This window comes from Rhizobium sp. 05L429, assembly GCF_056397645.1.
On the sequence record NZ_JBFTNV010000042.1, the window covers coordinates 20,384 to 39,998 of the forward strand.

The window sequence follows — 19,615 nt, forward strand, 5'->3', positions numbered from 1 at the left end:
GAAAGCGGCATTTGTCATCGCAGCCGAGCGGCAGTAAAGCACAGCCCATGTTGACGGCCTGCCGATACGTCAGTGTTTGCCGTCGGTAGCAACACACGGGCGCTCCCTGATCAGGTCGAGCGCCCGTTTTGTTTGAGCCGACTGGACGCTTCGCAGGTACTCGATCAACGAGGCATCAAGCGAGAAAAGGAGCGCGGCCCGTGGCCGCTGCAGGATTGGCGGCGTTCGCCGAAAGCGCGATGCGTAGGCGATCCCCCTCCGCATTGTCTGCTTGTCTCCTCCCCCCGCCGTTGCCCACGAGCTCGCGAAGCAGGAGCCCCGGGTCCTGCGCCGCAGGCTCACTTCACGGAAGAGAGGAGGTTATGACTGAGACAGAATAAACCAGAGCCCATCGCTGCCCGCTTGCTGCAGCGAGCGGCCGTTCAACATCATCAAACCTTCAGATAAGGTAATCCAAATACGTCCATCATAGTTCGCCTCCCACCGGACGTGTGCTGTGCTGAGCGCCGGCGGCACCACACCAACTGCCCCGATCTCGAAGATTGCATTGGCCCTGGCCCTTGTGGCAGAGACGAGAAACATCGTTGACAGCGCCATGGCGGTTTGTCGGGCCCACGCCGAGAGACCGCTCACCTGTGTCGACAACCATTTTAGAGCTGATGCCCACATGGACCCATTGATGACCGCCTCGATTTATACCGACTATGTTCATGATTTGAAGGCGACGCTGGACGACCTTTATGAACGGCCAGATCGATACCAGACCTTCGACCTTCACATCGAACTGGCGATGGGTGATGCCCTTCTCGTTTATCAGACAAGACGGCAAAAGGGGCAAACGGATACGATCGCCTATGCCCGAACGCCAAAAGGCAACACGCAGGTTTCGCCGGCCACTGCCTATCAGCGGGTTTCTGCCTTCTTAACGATGCAGAACCATATTGCTCTGACGGGCGAACCCATGATCGGCCTCAACGCGGAATATCCGCACGCTGTCATCAGCTTCGAGCACAGGGCCAAGGGCGCGCCATTCAAGAGTTCGATGAAGATGATCTTCGTCGGGGTCAATGACGCAGACGACGCCAGCCGTTATCGTGCAATAACGAAAGAACCCGCTGCCATCGTCACCACACGACCGCACCATTCGGTTGGGCTCTGGGAGTGGAAGTAAGCGCCAAGAAACGGTGCAACATATCCAAGCTCCGCACCGTGCCGCGCCTCCAAACCGCGTCTACTGCCAGCACAAGCTAGCGTGTAAAGAAATTCGATCAAGTCGCGGCGAGCGGTCGTAACCTCCTCATCTCCGTCGATACCAAAGCCAAGGCATCGAAGTTCCTTTCGCAATCGGGCCGCGGCCGGCTCTCGCCATATGCCGACCTCGCCGCTTCGCGCTTCCGATGCGTGGAAGATCTTCATATCCGGCGAGGCAGGCCATGGTGACCGACCAGGAAGGCGGTAAGCACTGACCGGCTCTCTTACCGCACGGCATCGCAGGGTGAGGACAACGGCGACTATCCCTTTTTGCGCCAGATCACCCAATCGCGACGGGCGCAAAATCCGGGCAAGTGATTACAGGCTTGTTCATCACAGCGTTCCGGCAGCCCATAAGTTCATTGTGCACCGGCCCATCTCTGACCTATACAGGCTGGACGATTGTCCGGAGGACCACATGGATTCCACAGGTAACATCACCCCCGACGACGTCGAAAAGCTCGCAGAGATGCCCCACTTGGCTGAAGCGCTCGAGGCCGAGCAATTCCGTCAGTTTCTGGACCACATTCCCTTCGGCGTCTGTGTATCAAGTCTCGACGGTGACGAGCTCATCATTTTTGCCAATCCTGTCTTCGAGCGATTGGTTGGTCTCGAAGCAGCAAAACTTCAAGGCCAGGGTTGGGATGCGATCAGTTCTGAAATAGCACATCAGTCCGACGGCCGTCCTCTGAGCGTAGCAGTTATCGGTGACGAAGAGTATCTCGGGCGGTTTACCGCACGGGTCGGCGAACAAGCGGTGAGTATCGATGCCTGGTCCAACAGGATTCTGGACGATGCGGACAAGCCAGTGTACCGGCTGGTCGCGTTGTCGGAAGTGATCGAGAGCGACCGCGACGAGCGAGCGGCGCTCGCCCAGGAGCTACTGGACAAGGACACCCTGCTGAAGGAACTCCAGCACCGCGTAAAAAACAATCTGCAAATGGTAACGGCGTTGATAAGGCTGGAGGCCCGCAACACGCAGAAGCAAGTCGTGCCAGAACAATTTGAAAGACTGGCCGGGCGCGTCGATGCCCTTGCACTTCTCTACCGCTCGCTGTCGGAGGACGAAAAGGGGGAGACGGTGGACCTTGGCGTCTATATCAGCCAAATCGCCTCCGCGGTCATGGCCGCCCATGCGACAGAAGGAATCCGGCTCAACCTGAAGGTCGACGCCTGGCCCGTCTCGATCAACGCGGCCATGCCCGCCGGTCTTGTGGTCAACGAACTGATGACAAATGCGCTGAAACACGCCTTCATCGGCAGGGAGTCGGGCGAGATTGCCGTTGAAAGCATTGTCGACGAGACAGGCTGCACGGTCACCGTCGCCGACAATGGAATCGGACTTCAGCCCGGAACGGTCTGGCCAAAACCGGGCAAGCTCAGTGCTTTGATCGTAAAATCCCTGGAGCAGAACGTGAAGGCAAAAGTCGTCATGGAGACCGCTTCGCAAGAGGGTGTGAGAGTGCGCCTGTTTTTTGCCCGGGACTTGGCGATGAACGCCTGAGAAGACGCGGCTGGCGGCTTGTCCACAGTTGCGCCTGAATGGCTATTTTTTTGGGATGGCCAAGGCAAACATAGGTCGTTCCACTTTCAAACGCCCTGCGGCCGCAAGATCACATGTCGATATCCGCAATACCTTGTCATGCGTGCCGACGGATGGTCCGGGGCTGGGCATCAGCGGCCAAAACGAGACTGGTCGGCGGTTCTACATCCTCGTTGCCGGCAACCACGGCAGAAATATATTGCAGTGCGTTCTTCATCCCGTTGATCGTGTAGGGTTTTTCGATTGCCCCGAGAGCCCCGACGAAATCTTCGGGAAGACGCTTGATGTTTCCACTCACGAACACGAACGGTATCTCTGCTTCCGCGAGGCGCCGCCCCACGTCTATTCCAGTGGGGCCGTCCATGAGATGGATGTCGACAAACGCGAAATCCGGGATCGAAACAGCCAGAAGATCACGAGCCTGATCGCTGTTCATCGCAACGCCAATCACGTCGTGCCCCTCCGTTTCCACTTCATTTTCCAGTTCCATGGCAAGCAGCATCTCGTCCTCGACGATCATCACCCTCATTTTTTATTCTCCTGATGGTCGTCGACAAGTAATGTCACATCGACAATGGTTTTACGGCCCTCGTTGCTTCGCACGATGTGAGCGCCAAGCTGTTGCGCCGAAGCTTCCAGAAGCAGCCGACCATAGTCCGCGCTTTCCGGGTCGGGCTGGACGGGTTCGGCAATATCCTCCACACGGATGCGGAAATGCCCGTTAAGCCGCTTGATCACAACATGGATTTCACCACCGCCGTCGCTCAAGCCGCGTCTGACCGCATCGCCTACCAATTCATTGACGATCAGCGAAAGAGGTGTCGCCTTGACGGCCGGCACATACAGCGGCTGCAGGTCTAGGGTCAGATGAATATCGTCTCGTCCGAGCGCGCCGATGAGATCGGTGACGAGCTCACGGGCAAAATCGGAGACGTCAAATCTCGATATATCGTCAAGTGTGAACAGCTTGCGATGAACCGTGCTGAGCGCTTCCACCCGATTGAGGAGGGCCATTAGGGTTCGTCTCCGGCCCTCGTCTTTCGTTGTCCGGGCCTGCAGCTTAACGATCGAAGCCATCGTCAAAAGGTTGTTTTTTACCCGATGATCAACTTCATGGACGAGAAGTGTCTTTGCGGCGAGCGCGGCTTTAAGATCTGCGGTGTTCTTGGCTACCTCTTGCTCTGCCTGATGCCGGGCTGCTGCCAATTCGGCCTCGCGGCTCTTCACATCGGTGAAGTCGAGCTGCGAGGCAAAGTAATAGACGATCCGACCCTCATCGTCCCAAACGGGGCTAATGAAGAGAGCGTTCCAGAACGTGCTTCCGTCCTTGCGATAGTTTAGGATGTCGACCGCAACGTCTCGACCTTCACCGACCGCCTCTCTGATGCGCGTCACCGTTGTCTTGTCTGTCTCAGGTCCCTGCAGAAGCCTGCAGTTGCTTCCAACCAATTCTTCTCTCGAGTAGCCGGTGAGCCGCTCAAAGGCGCTATTGCTAAATATGATGGGGTTATCACCCTGGTTGGGATCTGTAACGATCATCGGCATACGCGTCGCTTTAAAAGCAGCCGCGAACGGATCTTCTCGGACATGGCCCGCGACAAGCCTGTCGCCGGCGCTTTGAGCGTCGGTAAGGTATTGATCCTTTTGCCGCATAAGCCTCTCGCACAAATTATGCAGGACCTAACGCTGTATTGAAGGTCTGGTTCCGATGGATGAGGCGCTGCTGCGTGTCGACTGCCGTCCCTTCCCTCGGGCATAGGCGCCTTCAATGCGAGTGGATTTCCCCCTGTTGAATAGGTGTGCGGAAAACTCCTGCTGATCGCGATAGAACGCAAAGTGGCCCTGGCCGTTGCAGCGCTGTCGCCGCATCGTCCTTCGACTTGTCCGGGATTATCCGGTGCTGACCGCCTCCAGTGCTTTCTTCAGCTCTTCCAATCCGTGCGGCTTGGGGAGCAAGGCGGTTCGCGTGCTGTCTGGCATTTCTGGCCCGTGGCTCGCGCCCGTCGCGAAGACAATGCCGATGTCGGGCCATCTGGTCCTGACGTAGCGGCAGAACTCCTCGCCAGACATTCCCGGCAGGCCGAGGTCGGTGATCAGAATATCTGTACCGCCCTCCGCGATCAAAGGTAGCGCTTCCTCTGCAGAACCTGCTTCCAGGACGTCGCAGCCAAGGTCGGCGAGCATGTCGGCAGTCGCCATTCGGATCAGCATATCGTCTTCAACGAGCAGGACGCGCCTTTGCCTTTTTTCCCGCGTTGCCGGCTCCGGGACTTTTCTTTTCGGATTGGGTCTGCCACCAGCAGATGTTGTCCCTCTTTCCATCTCAAGAACCTGGCGGATCTTTCGTGCGAGCGCCTCGCGCGTGTATGGCTTCGAAAGCAGCTGTACGCCTGGGTCAAGCCTGCCGCCGTGAACGATGGAATTCTCCGTATAGCCGGAGGTGAACAACACGGCGATGCCCGGGAGCCGTTCCTTTGCTTTCCTGGTCATCTCGCTGCTCTTGAGCGGCCCGGGCATGACGACATCGGTAAACAGCATGTCAATATGGATGCCGCTTTCGATGATGTTCAGCGCAGCAGTCGCGTCCGGCGCCTTCAAGACCCGGTAGCCCAGCTCTTGCAGCATCTCGACCACTGTTGTCCGCACGCCCTCGTCGTCTTCGGCGACAAGGACCGTTTCCGGGCCGCCTTCGACGGGAATGTCGTTCGTTGAGACCTCAAGATCTTCTTGCTGCATGGAACGAGGAAGATACATCTTCACCGTCGTGCCCTGACCAAGTTCGCTGTAGATCTTCACGTGMCCGCCGCTCTGCTTGACGAAACCGTAGACCATGGAAAGGCCAAGGCCGGTGCCTTTGCCTTCCGGCTTCGTCGAGAAGAATGGTTCGAACACCTTCTCGATCAGTTCGGGCGCCATGCCCATTCCGGTGTCGGTGACGGCGACGACGACATATTGTCCGGGCTCGACCTCCTGGTGCTGCCGCGCGTAGGCATCGTCGATATAGGCATTGCCCGCTTCGATGGTCAGCTTTCCGAAACCGTCCATTGCGTCGCGCGCGTTGATGGCGAGATTAAGAAGGGCGTTCTCGATTTGCATCGGGTCGACCAGCGTATTCCACAGGCCCCCCGTAACGATGGTCTCGACCTCAATCCCCTCGCCGATGGTCCGGCGCAGCATCTCGTCCATCCCGCGGATCAGCCGGCCAGCATTGACGACCCGCGGATCGAGCGCCTGCCGGCGGCCGAAGGCGAGCAGTTGCGATGCGAGCTTGGATCCGCGATCGACGCCCGCGAGCGCGTTGGTGATCTTACGCTGCGCCCGTTCGTTTCCGACGACGTCCTTGCCAAGCAACTGCAGATTGCCTGCAATCACCTGCAGCAGATTGTTGAAGTCGTGGGCGACACCGCCGGTCAGATTTCCGATCGCCTCCATCTTCTGCGCTTGCTGAAGCGCCAATTCGGTCCGGCGCAGGTTGGCGGCAGCCTCCCGCTCTTCGGTTACATCGCGGCCAACCGCATGAATGAACGCCTCATCCGGCACGGCCGTCCAGGAAATGAGCCGGTAGCCTCCATCCCGCTTCTGATAACGGTTCTCGAAGGAGAACGTCGTCGCACCGCTGCCGAGCCTAGCGACTTGCGAAAGCGTGGCTGCCCGGTCGTCTGGATGAACAAAGTCCATGAACGAACGCCCGACCAGTTCGTCCTCGTCCCAACCGAAGATACTCTTCCACGCCGGATTGACGGCGGTGATGTTTGCCTGGAAATCGGCAACGAGCATGATATCCGTCGACAGCCGCCACATGCGGTCGCGATCGGCGGTCCGCTCCGCCACCCGTTGCTCCAAGGTCTCGTTTAAGGCTTCGAGCTTGGCGCGCGTCTCGCGCTGTTCCTCGATGTCCGTATTGGTTCCGATCCAGCGCACGACTTTACCCTCGTCGTCCTTGGTCGGAACAGCCCGGGCGATGTGCCAGCGGTACCGCCCGTCTGCCCGCCGCAGCCGGAACTCCGTTTCATAGGGCTGATCGGCATCAAGAGCGGCCTGCCAACGCTCAGCTACGCCGGCACGGTCGTCCGGATGGACGATGTCGGTCCAACGGTTGTTATCGAGATCACCTTCGTGAACCCCGGAATATTCGTAGACACGCCCGTTGAACCAGTCGAGTTCTCCGTCAGGTTTGGCGGTCCAGACGTGATTGGGGATCGCCTGTGCCAGCGCCTTGAACCGCGCTTCGCTTTCCCGCAGCTCCCGCTCGGCCCGGCGCCGGTCGGTCACATCCTGAACGACTCCGACAAACCGGATCGGATTGCCGTCGCTGTCGGTCTCGAACTCGCCACGCCGGGCAATAAAGCGCTTGCGCCCATTGTCGGCGCGACGGATGCGGTACTCGACGTTCAACGGCGATGTTCCCGTGGAACGGGTGCGCGTGTTAGACCCTATCTCGCGGTCCTCCTCAACCACGAGTTCTTCCACCCGTTCGATGGAGATCTCATCGTCCTCCGGAAGCCCGTAGATCTTGCAGAATTCAGGCGTCGGATTGAGCAGATTGGTGGTGAGGTCAAGCGAGAAAACGCCGACACGACCTGCTTCCTGCGCGCGCCGAAGCCGAGCTTCAGCTTCCTTGAGCGCTTGTGCAGCGAGGTGCTCCTCGGTCCTGTCGCGCAGCACCTTGACCAGCCCGACCGRCTTTCCCTCGGGGTCTCGAAGAGGACTGATCTCGCCGTTCGCCCAGAAGCGTGCGCCAGACTTGCGCATGTGCCATCGTTCGTGGTGGGCGGTCCCAAGCTCGAGCGCAGCGTCCATTGCCTCGCGTGCCCGGTCGGATGCACGATCCTCCGGCGTGAACAGCATCTCCCAATGAATGCCGACAACCTCGTCTTCCGTCCAGCCGAAGATCCGTCGTGCACCCTCGTTCCAGCGCAGGATGCGGCCGTTCAAATCAAGCGCCAGGATCGCGTAGTCGACCGCCCCGTCGAGGACCTGACGGGTCTCGCGTTCGCTTGCCTTCAGTGCCTCCTCCGCAGCGACGCGGTCCGACACATCCGAGCCCTGCGCGAAGATGCCGACGACCTCTCTATCGGTGCTCAAGATCGGCTGATAGACTAGGTCGACATATTTCCGCTCTACGGGTGCGTCGGCAGACAGCTGAAAGTCGACCGCAAGCGCCTTGCCCTCATAGGCGATGCCTGTCCGATAGACCTCGTCGAGCCGCTCGAAATAGCCTTGCCCGCGAAGATCAGGCAGTGCATCGCGCACGGACATCCCCACCACATCGCGATGTCCGATCAGTTGCCTGTATGCTGCATTCGTCAGTTCGAAGACGTGGTCCGGGCCATGCATCAAGGCAACGAAGCCGGGAGCCTGCGCGAACATCTGACGCAGGCGCTCCTGCTCCCCGTTGCGCCACCGCTGCGCCTCCACCTTGGCGGTTGTCTCGACCACGATTGCCATCACGCCGCATGGTTTGCCATCCTCCCCGATGATCGGCGAGTAGTCGAGGTTCATGAACACCTGTTCGGGATTGCCCGATCGATGAAGGGTCAGTTCCTGATCCTGGTAGGCCAACGTCTTGCCAGAAAGGCCGACTTTCATCACGTTATCGTTGAAGTCGGCGACTTCAGGCCACCCCTCCCGCACCTTGGAACCGAGAAGTTGCGGATGACGGGCGCCGGCGAAGACCGAGTAAGCGTCGTTGTATATCATGATCCCGTCGTCACCCCAGAGCGTCACGATTGGCACGGGCGACTGCAGGATCGTCGTCGTCGTCATCTTGACGATCTGCGGCCATTTTGCCGGAGGACCGAGCGATGTCCTCGTCCAGTCGAAGTTCCGGATCTGGGTGGCTAGCTCGCCGTCGTGAGCGAGAAAGTCGAATGGTTGGGATGTCATGGAATCCGGTTCATTGATGGTCCGGCCTATGTAGGGCACCGGTCCGATTACGGAAAGCTCCGGCAGATGAGTTTCCTTTAGGAGTTCAGAGCGTTGTTGAGGTCATGCAATCCAACCATCAGCATCATGGGTCGGCGGCGAAAGCAGGAAGCCGACCGCTTCATAGAAGGCTCGTGCGTCATCGGAAATCACATGTACGACTACGCCGCGAATTCCAAGGATGTCAGCGGCATTGAGCAGGCGTAAGCCCGCGTCGCGCACGAGCGCCCTACCGATACTGCACCCCCTGGCGTTAAGTCATTGAAAAATGATTCGTTTTAACTCGGAACAATTCGCTGCCGAATCACTTGAATCGTTTGAGTTGCGTCCGGAGTGTCGATGTCATGGCGGGTTCAAGAGCCAATTGGAAGCGCTACAGGTTCGGAGAGGTTTCCTGTCCGATGGCGCTCTATACCGCCGCATCGTCCTCCGAATGGATCGCGGTCAATACGCTGAACCGCAAGACCGGCAACAGGGTCAATCGCGAGTTCATCGACAGCGAGACGGGCGATCCCGTCGAGCGTGAGGATCAGGTCAAAGGGTATGAAGTCGAGAACGGCCGATATGTCGTGACATCGGGGCGAGTGACAAGGCGTTCTGGATTGCGRTCGAGATCGACGGCGCCGTATTCGTTGGCGACCTCGCGGGCCCGATCACCATCCGTGTCGCACAGACCAGAAGACGCGCTCCGTCTTCTGTCACGATCTTCGCGTGATGCCCGCCCATCAAGCAATCACTGAAACCTCGCCAGAATGTGAACTACTATTAACTTGAAACACAACAGGCAAAACGCTTTATCCGAGCAATGAATTCGAAGCACTTCATCTGGACAATGAGCATCGCGGCTTTGACGGCATGCTCACATATCGAGCCGCTTGAGACGCCCCTCGCCCAGTCAGCAATCTCGCACCAGGCGCTTTTGACCGATCAAGCGGTGATCGCAGACACAGTCGGTCGCGGTGCTGTCGGTGCAACTGCGCTCGCTTGGGCCAACCCATCCACAGGCAGCGCGGGCGTTATCGAACAAATCGATGCCGGTAACGATGGACCGGACGGATGTCGCGGTTTTGTAACCAGTCGGCAATCACTCGACGGCATGACGCGCGTCGACGGCGTAGCCTGCCCGTCTGGGGATAGTTGGAAACTGGGCGGGCAATAGGGTATCCTACTCCTACCCTAGCGCCTTGAATTATATCCGCTAGAATCGCAGCGGTGGTATCTTCGCTTGATTGCGAGGTGACCTGGCTCGGTGAGGGAGACTAAATGACTTCATCGCCCCCGAAGTGAAGGATCGCGTCATGTTGAATTCCAAAACATTATTCGTGGCTTCGTCTCTGACGGCATTGGCGATTGCAGCCTCCGCCTCCGGGCAAATGCCTCCGCAGCAGCCGAACTCAAGGGCCTTTAAAATTGGTTCCCTCGATTTGGTTTCCTTGCACGACGCCCAGTTCGTACTGCCGAACGACGGCAAGATCTTCGGTGTCGGCCACTCCACAGCGGAAATTGGTGAACTACTAAAGGCAGCGGGTGCGCCCACCGATACCGTCACGCTGAGCGTGGATGCGTTGTTGGTGAAAGAGCCAAAGCACGTGATCCTGATCGATACTGGGGTCGGCGGAGCGCTCCAGCAGTCCCTCGCTCAGGCAGGCACCAAGCCGGAAGAAGTTACCGACATTCTGATAACCCATTCGCATCCAGACCACATCGGCGGTCTTGTTAAGGACGGGAAGCTGGCCTTCCCCAAGGCAACGATCCGCATGTCCTCGGCGGAATGGGCATTCGCCAAGAAGAACGCCCAGCTTGCGGACATCGTCAAGGTGATCGACGATAACGTGAAGACCTTCGAGCCGGGCGTGAAGGTTGTGCCACAAATAACTTCGGTCAGCTTAATGGGCCACACACCGGGCCATGTCGGCTATGAAATCGTATCCGGCAAGGGGAAGCTACTGGACATCGGAGACACGGTTCACAGCTCGATCATCTCGCTTGTAGAACCGGAATGGCCAGTTGGGTTCGACAATGACGAAAAAGGCGGCGAGAAGAACCGCATCGACACCTTGAAKAAACTAGCGAAGGACAACGAACTTGTATTCACGCCGCACTTTCCCTTCCCGGGCGTGGGTCGCATCGCAGCCGACGGCGATCACTTCTCGTGGGAGCCGAGCCTCCCGGCAGCGAAGTAACTCGGAATTGGGGGCTTGAACTGGATCGCGATCGCCAGCAATCAAGCCTCATCCCGGAACGCGTTAAGTGGCGAGCGTTGACTTCAGACCTGAATGCGACTGGCCATCTCGGACACGTTCGACGGCTGAGGAAAGGATGGGTCACCTCTCTTCCGTCAACGCGTTCGGATCGACGGCGCGGATCAGGCAGTCTTCGTGGGAATTCTGGAACGGATGTCCTTGGGAGTGAATGTAACGTCCCGGAGGCAGCGAACCGGTGGCTTCAAGTGTCTTCTCGCTCGCCCCCGATGCGTCCCCATTTCGAGCCTTGGACGCTTCGTACGCATGCTCGACCGCGCCTTCCGGATGATCATTTTTTCGGGCTTTGGGATTCGTATGTAACGGGTTTCTACTTCGGTCATCGCGAACCCCGCGTTACCCTGTCTACCCGAATGAACGAACCGCCTGGATAGTCGGGTGCTGGGGCACAACGAAGATGTTCCCCCTTCCCTTTCTTTTCGCGGCGTATAGGGCCTCGTCTGCCCTCCGAAGCGCGCTAGCGCAGCTTTCGGCATTGTTTTCGGCCACATCCGCCAATCCGAACGACGCTCCGATTGTCACTTGCCCGCATGCAAGACTGTACGGGGCCGACAGGCTGGATGACAGGGTGCGGCACGAACGAACAGCCTCCTTTTCTGAAACGGACGGCATCAGGATCGCGAACTCGTCCCCACCCAAACGGAAAACCAAATCGCCTTCGCGGGAGCCMGTTTCGAGACGCCTGGATACCTCTCTCAGCAACTCGTCGCCGGCCGCATGACCGTGTCGATCATTGACGAGTTTGAAGCCATCCAAATCGAGACACACCACCGATAATCGACCGGACCCGGACAGCCGCGCAAACTCCGTGTCGATGAGCGAACGGTTGGCAAGACCGGTCAGGAAGTCGTGGGTGGCGGCATGGCGCATTTGCCGTTCCGCATCAAGCAGCGAGGCCACGGTTCGACGTGACGACCAGACAGCGGCTGCACCACCTATAACGAGCACGACCGCGACGGTGGCGACAAGCGGTAGTGATTGTAGGAGAAGGTCACGTGCAGGGGTTGGCGAGCGCCATGACAGGACTTCGGTCCGGCCGTCTTCCCCCACCGCGATCTCTACGCGCGAGCGGTCAGGCGCGACCGAGCCGAGTGGCCCCACTGCGGCGGCGTCCAGAAGAAACCGGTCTCCGAGAAACGCTTGCAGGCTCCCAGCGATGGGAACGGCAGAAACAAGGACGGGCGCTCGGCTTCCGCGCGGCGTCGACGTCTTGAAATCCGGCTGGAAGAGGCTCGCAGTAAGGAGAACAGCGTCGGACCCCAGCACCTCGATCTTGCTGAAAGCAATGGGATCTGGAATACCAGCCTTTTTCGGTGCCTTTTCCTCCGCTCGCACCTTATCCACGAGGGCGCGCGCGCCAGTCACCACGGATTTGGATCCACGGGCGAAAAACGGCCTTTCAGCAACCTCGTCGGCGATTTTCGAGTAGATGATACGATCCTCTGGATCGAGAATGGCGGCAAATCGCGTCCGGGATGTTCCGATCAGGGAGGCGCCAATGTTGCGGTCCGCCCACTCTGCGTCGAAGCTGTTGTCGATCCTCGCGATCGACTCGTCCCAGATCGTCCAGGCTGTCAGGGCAAACTCAACGTCGGAAACCCAAATCGAGATGTTTCGTTTGACGAGCGTTTCCTCGCGATTTCTAATCTTCGCGTCGAGTTGGGCCACTCCGAAATACGGTATGGCCGCAAGCCCTGCGATCAGCAGAGCAATCGCGATTATCGCGGGACCGACCAGCTTGAAATGTGTGAAGCGTGTAGCCACGGCCATCTTTCTCTCTATGCGTGGCGCACACCGTTGCGTCTTCGCGTTACTTCCGCGTTATCGACAATACGCAATCTGCCTGAGCGGTTAACACGCCATGTATATTGCCCAAGGTTGGGACAACGAGGGTTTAGTACCACGCGACGGATCAGCGTAATTGCCTCTCTGGCTTGATCCTCCTAAGCGAAAAGTGTGGTCCCAAACTGCGTACAGCGACCGTCGGGTCTTCTTGAAGCTTCACGTTTCGACATGATCCGTCACTTTAAATGACTTTCCATCGAGAACGGTTGTGTTCAATTACCCATTATCGACTATTGGAGCGGTTACTCGACATGGAAAAACCGATTGCACTGGAGAGCATCTCCGAAAACACGGTGTTTCGAAAGGGCGACGTCTTCGTTCTCTTCGGCGAATTGTTCGGTCGCGGTTACGCGACCGGCCTTCTCGATCAAGCGCGGAAAGCCGGGATGCAAATCGTTGGGATTACGGTCGGGCGGCGCGACGAAAAGAATGCCCTTCGGCCCCTGACCGACGATGAACTCGGCGAAGCGGAAGCAAGGCTCGGCGGAACAATCATAAACGTTCCGCTGATGGCTGGCTTCGATCTCGATGCGCCTGCGAATGGTCCCACGCCTACCGACCTCCTGGCTGGGCTCACTTTGGAAAGCTGGGAKAGTGAAAAGCTCGACTGGGAATACATCGCAAAATGCCAGGACGTAGCTACCACACGGTTCACAAAGTCACTGTCGCAGGTCATGGCCACCCTCGACGGCATGGTAGCTGACGGGCGCAACGTCTTCTTTGCCCATACGATGGCCGGAGGCATTCCCAAGGCAAAAGTCTTCCTGGTCGTCGCCAATAGAATCTACAAGGGAACGGGTCCCCGGCACATGTCGTCGCAAGCCCTGGTCGAAAGCGATATGGGCAAACTGATCCTTCGCAATTTCGACGAGGTGTCGGCAAACACCTTCCGCCATCTTATCGATTTCAGCGCAGCAATCCGGGAACGCATTGAATCCTCGGGCGGCCAGGTCAGGTACACGGCATATGGTTATCACGGCACGGGTATCCTCATCGACGGAGAATACCGGTGGCAGACATACACAAACTACACTCAGGGCTACGCCAAGATGCGCCTCGAAGGCATTGCGGAGGATGCATGGGCGATGGGCGTGAAGGCGAGCGTCTACAACTGTCCCGAGATTCGGACCAATTCATCCGACGTGTTCACCGGCATTGAACTGCCTCTGATTCCCATACTGCTTGCACTGAAGAAGGAACACGGCGGCGAATGGGCAGCTGAACAATGGCAGAAGTGCCAAGAGCTTTTGTCGGATGGTTTCACTTTAGATGACGTAGTTCGCAAGATCAGCGAGTTGCAGGCGAGCGAAGTCATGACTCCGTTCTATAATTTCTCCGCTTGGCCGATGCCTAATAACCAGGCACAGGCCGATCTGACGATCGGGACGTCGAACGAGATCACCTCAATGCACCGTGACAGCAAGGTCATGATCAGCGATCTCCTGAGCGCGTTGGTCGTGGAAGCGACCGGACAATTGATTTTCGGTGCATCGTCTTCACCTTCCGGCCCAGTGCGGTGGCTTAACCACGACATCGTGGCCCGCCGCCTCAACGCTTCTCACGGAGAATACGAGACGGCATCGAAAGTGAAAACACGGCAGTTGCACGATGACGCTGCATCAAGGCGGGAAATTGCCTAACTGTTAAATGACCATTTGAAGTCGGGTGGCTGCCCGAGCCAAATTGCCGGCACGGTTATCCACAATGGCTTCCTTTCCCTTTATCCATAGGCGCTTTGAGCCCTTGCTGTTGAGACGACAATACCATCGATATCGGTCACCACAACGACGGCTTGGTAGCGAAACGCTCCGGTCTGAAGGCGCGRGCATGGAATGCTCCAGACCCCGCGACCTCGTAGGCGAGCTCCATTACCTTGGAAGCTTCTGCCAGAAGCGCAGCAACGACGCTCTTCAATTTCATACCCGCCGTCCGCGTGCACCGTAACGCCGTCGGCGGCCGCCCAGTCGGCATCCAACGAGAAAGTGCCGCCCGGCGCAGGGCGCGGCCTTGTCTGCACGAGAAGAGCGATCGGCGTCCCATCGCCGATGGCGTGCCCGTTCTCCGCGGCCATCTTCGGCACGGCCGACCCCGTTGCCAAACGACCCCAGTGGGACTTGCCGTCAGCCGCGGCCACACCCAGGATCGTCTTGGTTTCGTCAAAAACAGTCAGGCTTCCAGTGTCACTTTGGAAGTCACGGGAAGACGCAACCGGTGTCAGCACGTGCTTGCACTGATGGCGTGATTGCCAAAAGCACTTAAGGCAATCGTTCAGCAAGCTCGATAAGTATACCGTCGGGATCGCGCACGAACGCCACTTTGTGCAGCACCTCGCGGTTGACGGCAAGGCGCGGACGTTCCTTCAACTCGACGCCGGCCTTTTCGAGCTTTGCGAAGGTCTCGTCTATATTCTTGAAGAGAAAAGTCAGATGTCTGAGGCCGGACGTCCCTTCCGGGACATCAACGGCCCTGGCCGCGCCGTCGGCCGGTGCGAATATTTCCAGCATGCTGCCGCTGGCGTCGAGAAAGGCAAGGTCGGATCCGTCGGGCGCTGTCTTGCGCAGGTGCAGGCGCAGGCCAAGCAGCGTGCAATAAAACTCGACAGCACGGTCCATATTGCTGACTGTCATGCCGACATGCTCGAAGGATTTCAGCATTCTCAGGAACCTTTCTTTTTCTCGAGCTGCATGATGTCGGGCGAAAACCGGCCGCGCTCGTAAGCTTCCATCAATTCGTTGCTCACATTGCGGATATGGCGGGCCATCGCCTTATAGGCCGCATCCGGATTGCGCAGGCGGAGCGCGGTCAGGACAGCGTGGTGATCACCGATCCAGAGGGGGCGGACGCTTGGCGCATGAATATGCTCGTGCAGTTTCTTCCACATGACGGATTCGTCGCGCTGCGCCCATAAGGCTTCGACGATCGAGACGATGACGRCGTTGCCCGTCATCCGCGCGATGGTCATGTGGAAATCGCGGTCTCCCTTTTCCTTGAGCAGCATCACATTCGTCTCGTGCTCCATCTGGGAGATGCATTCCTCCAGCACCAGGATGTCGTAGCTTGTCGCCCGCTCCGCAGCCGTCGCCGAGCGACGCAAACGACATGAGCMTCATTCTGCGAACGAGCATGAAGTGGCGCGAACGTTTCAGTGTGCGACGCCTGGTTCCTTGTGTGCCTTCACGATGGCGTCCGCTTCCTTGCCGTATAGCTCCTCGAAGTGATCGAAGGTCTTGGAAAAGTAACCAATGCCCTGCGTCGCCGAGCGCAGCGCCCGCGCCAGATCGTCAAGCGCGCCGCCCGGAACAAGTGCCCGGAAGATGTCCCATCCCTTGGCAGTTTCATCCCGGTCGAAGCCGAGAACCTGCCCCTTGAGGGCGGAGACGATCTGGACGAGGCTGCCGGAATAGATTGACGGAATGTGAATTTCGCTGCGGAAGACCGGTTGCATTAAAACGGCCGACCCTTCGGAAAGCGCCTGTCGCACTCCCATTTTCGACGCGGTCCTGAAGGCGTGTTCCGAACTGTCGACGGCATGGTGCTGACCATCGAACAGCGTTACGCCGACATCGATGACCTGGAAGCCGAGCGGGCCTTTCTCCATCGCTTCGCGCGCGCCAGCTTCAACGGCAGGGATGTAGTTGCGCGGAACGACGCCACCCTTGACGGTTTCGCTGAAGGTGAAGCCCCGGCCGCGCTCGTTGGGGCGGATGCTCAGCTTCACATCCGCGAATTGCCCGGCACCGCCGGTCTGTTTGCGATGCCGGTAGTGAACCTCGGACGGCTTCGCGATTGTCTCGCGGTAGATCGGGCTGGGCGTTCGATCGGTTACGTCGATGTGGAAGACGTCGGACAGGGTTCGGCAGAGATCGCGCAGATGTACCGGGCCCTGGGCGCGGACGAGCTGGGCGCCAGTGCCTTCCTCCTGCAAAACGACAAGACCGCGATCCGTCTCGGAAAGTTTTGCCAGCGTTTCGGAGAGCTTGTTTTCATCGCGTTCGCTGCCCGGGACCAGGATCCTTTCAAGCATCGGCGTAGGTGGCTCGGTCCATTCGGGTGGGGCGACCGTCGCGTCTGATGTCAACAGCGACGGGACGGGCAAGTGGTCGGACTTGACCGTCGCGAAGACATCCCCCGGCGAAGGCCCGATCGCCGAGTTCGGCCGTCCGTTTGCGGGATCCTGCACGGCGCCGAGGCTGGAGCCGCCCAGTAATGCGCCTTGCCGCAGTCCCTCACCAAACGCACGCACCAGCACCGTCTTGCCGATATTCTGACGATGATAGGCATGGAAGCTCACGGCGGTCAGCTTGTTTTCATCGATATTGCCTGCACGAGCCAGGCGCTGTCGAAGAACCCCTGCCGGCGGCGCCTCGTGGCGCAGCGCCTTCATCAGCCTCATCATGCCGTTGCCGTGACTTGCGGCACCGATCAGGACTGGAATAATCCTGTTTTCGCTGAGAACCCGCGATGAAATGGCATAGAGCGCGTCGCTGGGTGGCTCGCGATCTTCGACCAGTTCCTCGAGAAGCCAGTCATCGAATTCGGACAGGTATTCCAGGAGTTCGCTGCGCGCTTCGTGCTCGCGCTCGGCGGCGCTTTCGGGGATTGCGATCAGCGCCGAAGTCTGGCCTTCCCGGTAGCGCCACGCCCGTTCCGAAATCAGATCGCAACTGCCTATGATCCTGTCTCCCTCGCGGAGCGGGATCTGGCGAAGCAAAAGCGTGTGGTTGGCGTAGTCTTGAAGCGCGGCGATCACGTCCCTCAGCCGCCCTCTCGGTTCGTCCATTCGGTTGACGAAGAGGATGCACGGCGTCCCCGAGGCCTCGACTATCCGCAGATAGGGCGCGGCGAGCACAGCCTCCTCGGGTGCCGATGAAACGCACAGGATGCAGGCGTCACTGGCAAGAAGCGCGTGCTGTGCATGCGCCAACGCTTCGTTGGGTCCTGGCGCATCCAGCGCACACCACGCCTCGTTTCCAAAGGTGAATTCTGTGAGGTTCAATCCATAAGGGGACTTGGATTTTCTCGGCCCCCCCTCCAGGGAGCCGAGCTTTTCCACGACTGTTGATTTTCCGGTCTGCGAGGGTCCAAGCACGGTAAAGCAGCGCATCGGCATTCCTCCAACTGCCACAAACACAATTTTCAGCCATCATAGGATGCCCTGAACCGCTGCAAGGCGCCAGAGGTGTTCAGTTTCACAACGCTTTGACCTGCTGTCATGATCACGAGCAACTGACGGTATCATGCTCCTGGAAGGCCGCCCCCACCTGTCCGGCCGAGCCGACGATGCCGATGAGATCATTGCGAGCGGCGGTCTGATCCTCCCGGCTCTAGGCAACACCGAGCTCGATCCGGAAATCAACGCCCCGCGCCTTCTTCAGCTCGAAGCCTCCGTTCGGCAGATCCTGCGTCCTTCCCGGCGCGAAGCCGATGTCAAGACGGGCTGAGACCAATGATACCAGCGAGAACGTTCATCCGCCGAGCGCCGAGACTATCGAAACTGCGAGCACACCCCGGGATTCTTTCAACGCTGGACACGCTCGAGCATGGAATCGCATTGCGGAGAAACTTCCGCTTGCTGTTTTCGAATGGGATTGAATTTTCCCTTAGACCCCCCCGCTCGCAATAAAGTTCCACGGTATAGATCCCCTGTCCCTCCTGCTCATTGCAGAAGGCAAATAGGTGGCCGGATCTTACTCAGCCCGCGAACGGACTATGCCGCGGCTACCGTGGTCGGTTTTTGCACCGCCACTCTCGTTGCGGGGATTGTCGAGGTCCTACTGTCACGACGCGGCAGCGAAATGGAAACGACACAAGGTGCTCGGAAGTCGCCAACGCGGAGGTTGTCCTTACCGGCTGGATGACCTCGTGCGAACCAATCCTGCCCTTCGCTTCAAATTGACGATGTGGCGGGTAAAGGATCGAGAGATACGTTTCACATCGATCAGTGTAACGTCGCCACAAATACTGAACGTATGCAGCCCGTCGGCATAATCGGCTGCGGCGAGATTGCCGGTCAACCGCTGAGGAAGGTGCTCGCAGGCGACATGGGTGGGGCTCAGCTCATTAAATTGCAGAAAGCGTATACTTCCGCCATAGCTGACGCTGCAATCCTGAACTGGAAGTATGATCTTGTCATCGACGCCTACAAATGGCGTTCCGCCCGGGCGCGCGCCGGCTCGATCCTCCAAAACCGGATTGCTCGGGTGTACCTTCCATGGGCCTGTTAGCCGGTCGGAAAACGCGATATGCAGCTCTCGTTGGTCGCGCGCACCTGCCCCTACAATAGTGTAAAACATCCACCAAGTTCCCTGGTGTTGGATGAGGCAGGTCTCAGCAGCTGGAGTATCGGCCAACAGTACCACTTCGCGTATCCAGCGGTCCGGAAAAGCGTGGGCACGATAAAGGGCGATCTCACCGGCCTTGTGACTTTCCGGCACCATCAGCACGTCACCGTTTTGTTCAAGAAGAAAAGGATAGGAGAGATGAAAGGGCCTGGCCAAGGCAACGTTCTTGCCTCGCCATTCCATATTCGGTCCAAATTCGTGGCGCTCGATGAAGCCGTGCTTCGTCCGATAATCATAGGCCTCAACGAACACATGAAGCGCGTCACTTCTTTTTATCGCGAAGGGATCGGCGAGATATCGCCAGGGTCCGGGATCAGGCAGCCAGGTGATGCGGCTCGCACAGTCCGTCAGTGTCTCGGCATCAAGGAGCGCCTCGGCCGGGGCCGGCACAATGCCGACTTTCCAAAAATCGCTGCTGGGTTTAAAACGCATCGGTCACATCTTCGCAG

General features: G+C 58.5%; 15 protein-coding genes and 1 pseudogene. 7 read left to right on the forward strand and 9 right to left on the reverse strand.

Annotation, left to right across the window (positions count from 1 at the left end):
• Nucleotides 1-496 precede the first annotated feature (496 nt).
• Together AC1DNW_RS31510 and AC1DNW_RS31515 are read left to right on the forward strand one after the other, a co-directional pair.
• Nucleotides 497-1,171 carry a hypothetical protein gene (locus AC1DNW_RS31510; RefSeq protein WP_477855380.1) on the forward strand — a complete coding sequence of 225 codons (675 nt, stop codon included), beginning with the start codon at nucleotides 497-499 and terminating at the stop codon, nucleotides 1,169-1,171.
• A gap of 498 nt (nucleotides 1,172-1,669) precedes the next feature.
• Nucleotides 1,670-2,755 carry a sensor histidine kinase gene (locus AC1DNW_RS31515; protein WP_477855381.1) on the forward strand — a complete coding sequence of 362 codons (1,086 nt, stop codon included), beginning with the start codon at nucleotides 1,670-1,672 and terminating at the stop codon, nucleotides 2,753-2,755.
• A 136-nt stretch (nucleotides 2,756-2,891) separates the two neighbouring features.
• Here AC1DNW_RS31515 and AC1DNW_RS31520 read toward each other — a convergent pair whose 3' ends face one another.
• The 3 genes from AC1DNW_RS31520 to AC1DNW_RS31530 form a co-directional block, all read right to left on the reverse strand.
• A complete protein-coding gene (locus AC1DNW_RS31520; protein WP_477855382.1) occupies nucleotides 2,892-3,323 on the reverse strand; it encodes a response regulator in 432 nt (143 codons plus the stop codon).
• Nucleotides 3,320-4,447 carry a PAS domain-containing protein gene (locus AC1DNW_RS31525; RefSeq protein WP_113298881.1) on the reverse strand — a complete coding sequence of 376 codons (1,128 nt, stop codon included), beginning with the start codon at nucleotides 4,445-4,447 and terminating at the stop codon, nucleotides 3,320-3,322. The genes AC1DNW_RS31520 and AC1DNW_RS31525 overlap by 4 nt, the downstream gene beginning before the upstream one ends.
• A 237-nt stretch (nucleotides 4,448-4,684) precedes the next feature.
• On the reverse strand, nucleotides 4,685-8,680 hold the full coding sequence (locus AC1DNW_RS31530) for a hybrid sensor histidine kinase/response regulator (RefSeq protein ID WP_477855383.1): 3,996 nt from the start codon (nucleotides 8,678-8,680) through the stop codon (nucleotides 4,685-4,687).
• Between the two features lie 383 nt (nucleotides 8,681-9,063).
• On the opposite strand from AC1DNW_RS31530, the pseudogene AC1DNW_RS31535 reads away from it, so the two are divergent.
• The 3 genes and pseudogenes from AC1DNW_RS31535 to AC1DNW_RS31545 form a co-directional block, all read left to right on the forward strand.
• Nucleotides 9,064-9,291 (forward strand): annotated as a pseudogene (locus AC1DNW_RS31535) (Ku protein); the annotation flags it as partial.
• Between the two features lie 260 nt (nucleotides 9,292-9,551).
• Entirely contained in the window at nucleotides 9,552-9,878 is a 327-nt protein-coding gene (locus AC1DNW_RS31540; RefSeq protein ID WP_477855403.1) for an RT0821/Lpp0805 family surface protein, read from the forward strand.
• A gap of 139 nt (nucleotides 9,879-10,017) precedes the next feature.
• Nucleotides 10,018-10,902 carry an MBL fold metallo-hydrolase gene (locus AC1DNW_RS31545; protein ID WP_477855384.1) on the forward strand — a complete coding sequence of 295 codons (885 nt, stop codon included), beginning with the start codon at nucleotides 10,018-10,020 and terminating at the stop codon, nucleotides 10,900-10,902.
• Nucleotides 10,903-11,325: 423 nt separating this feature from the next.
• On the opposite strand, the gene AC1DNW_RS31550 is transcribed toward AC1DNW_RS31545, so the two are convergent.
• Nucleotides 11,326-12,750 (reverse strand): sensor domain-containing diguanylate cyclase, encoded by a 1,425-nt coding sequence (locus AC1DNW_RS31550; RefSeq protein WP_477855385.1) that lies wholly within the window; start codon nucleotides 12,748-12,750, stop codon nucleotides 11,326-11,328.
• Nucleotides 12,751-13,076: 326 nt separating this feature from the next.
• On the opposite strand from AC1DNW_RS31550, the gene AC1DNW_RS31555 reads away from it, so the two are divergent.
• Nucleotides 13,077-14,465 (forward strand): enoyl ACP reductase FabMG family protein, encoded by a 1,389-nt coding sequence (locus AC1DNW_RS31555; RefSeq protein WP_477855386.1) that lies wholly within the window; start codon nucleotides 13,077-13,079, stop codon nucleotides 14,463-14,465.
• Nucleotides 14,466-14,601: 136 nt separating this feature from the next.
• Here AC1DNW_RS31555 and AC1DNW_RS31560 read toward each other — a convergent pair whose 3' ends face one another.
• The 4 genes from AC1DNW_RS31560 to AC1DNW_RS31575 all read right to left on the reverse strand — a co-directional run bounded on the left by AC1DNW_RS31560 (nucleotide 14,602) and on the right by AC1DNW_RS31575 (nucleotide 17,929).
• A complete protein-coding gene (locus tag AC1DNW_RS31560; protein ID WP_477855387.1) occupies nucleotides 14,602-14,745 on the reverse strand; it encodes a hypothetical protein in 144 nt (47 codons plus the stop codon).
• Between the two features lie 335 nt (nucleotides 14,746-15,080).
• The gene (locus AC1DNW_RS31565) at nucleotides 15,081-15,479 is read right to left on the reverse strand and encodes a VOC family protein (protein ID WP_477855388.1); all 399 of its coding nucleotides are present in this window, start codon (nucleotides 15,477-15,479) and stop codon (nucleotides 15,081-15,083) included.
• Nucleotides 15,480-15,481: 2 nt separating this feature from the next.
• Nucleotides 15,482-15,919, reverse strand: a complete 438-nt coding sequence (locus AC1DNW_RS31570) for a FadR/GntR family transcriptional regulator (protein ID WP_477855389.1) — start codon at nucleotides 15,917-15,919, stop codon at nucleotides 15,482-15,484.
• 48 nt (nucleotides 15,920-15,967) lie between these two features.
• Nucleotides 15,968-17,929, reverse strand: coding sequence for an elongation factor G (locus AC1DNW_RS31575; RefSeq protein ID WP_477855390.1), 1,962 nt, complete (start codon nucleotides 17,927-17,929; stop codon nucleotides 15,968-15,970).
• Between the two features lie 133 nt (nucleotides 17,930-18,062).
• Between AC1DNW_RS31575 and AC1DNW_RS31580 the strand changes: the two genes are divergently transcribed.
• Complete coding sequence (locus AC1DNW_RS31580) at nucleotides 18,063-18,266, forward strand: hypothetical protein (protein ID WP_477855391.1); 204 nt, start codon at nucleotides 18,063-18,065, stop codon at nucleotides 18,264-18,266.
• 402 nt (nucleotides 18,267-18,668) lie between these two features.
• Here AC1DNW_RS31580 and AC1DNW_RS31585 read toward each other — a convergent pair whose 3' ends face one another.
• Nucleotides 18,669-19,598 (reverse strand): glucosamine inositolphosphorylceramide transferase family protein, encoded by a 930-nt coding sequence (locus AC1DNW_RS31585; RefSeq protein WP_477855392.1) that lies wholly within the window; start codon nucleotides 19,596-19,598, stop codon nucleotides 18,669-18,671.
• Nucleotides 19,599-19,615: the final 17 nt, after the last annotated feature.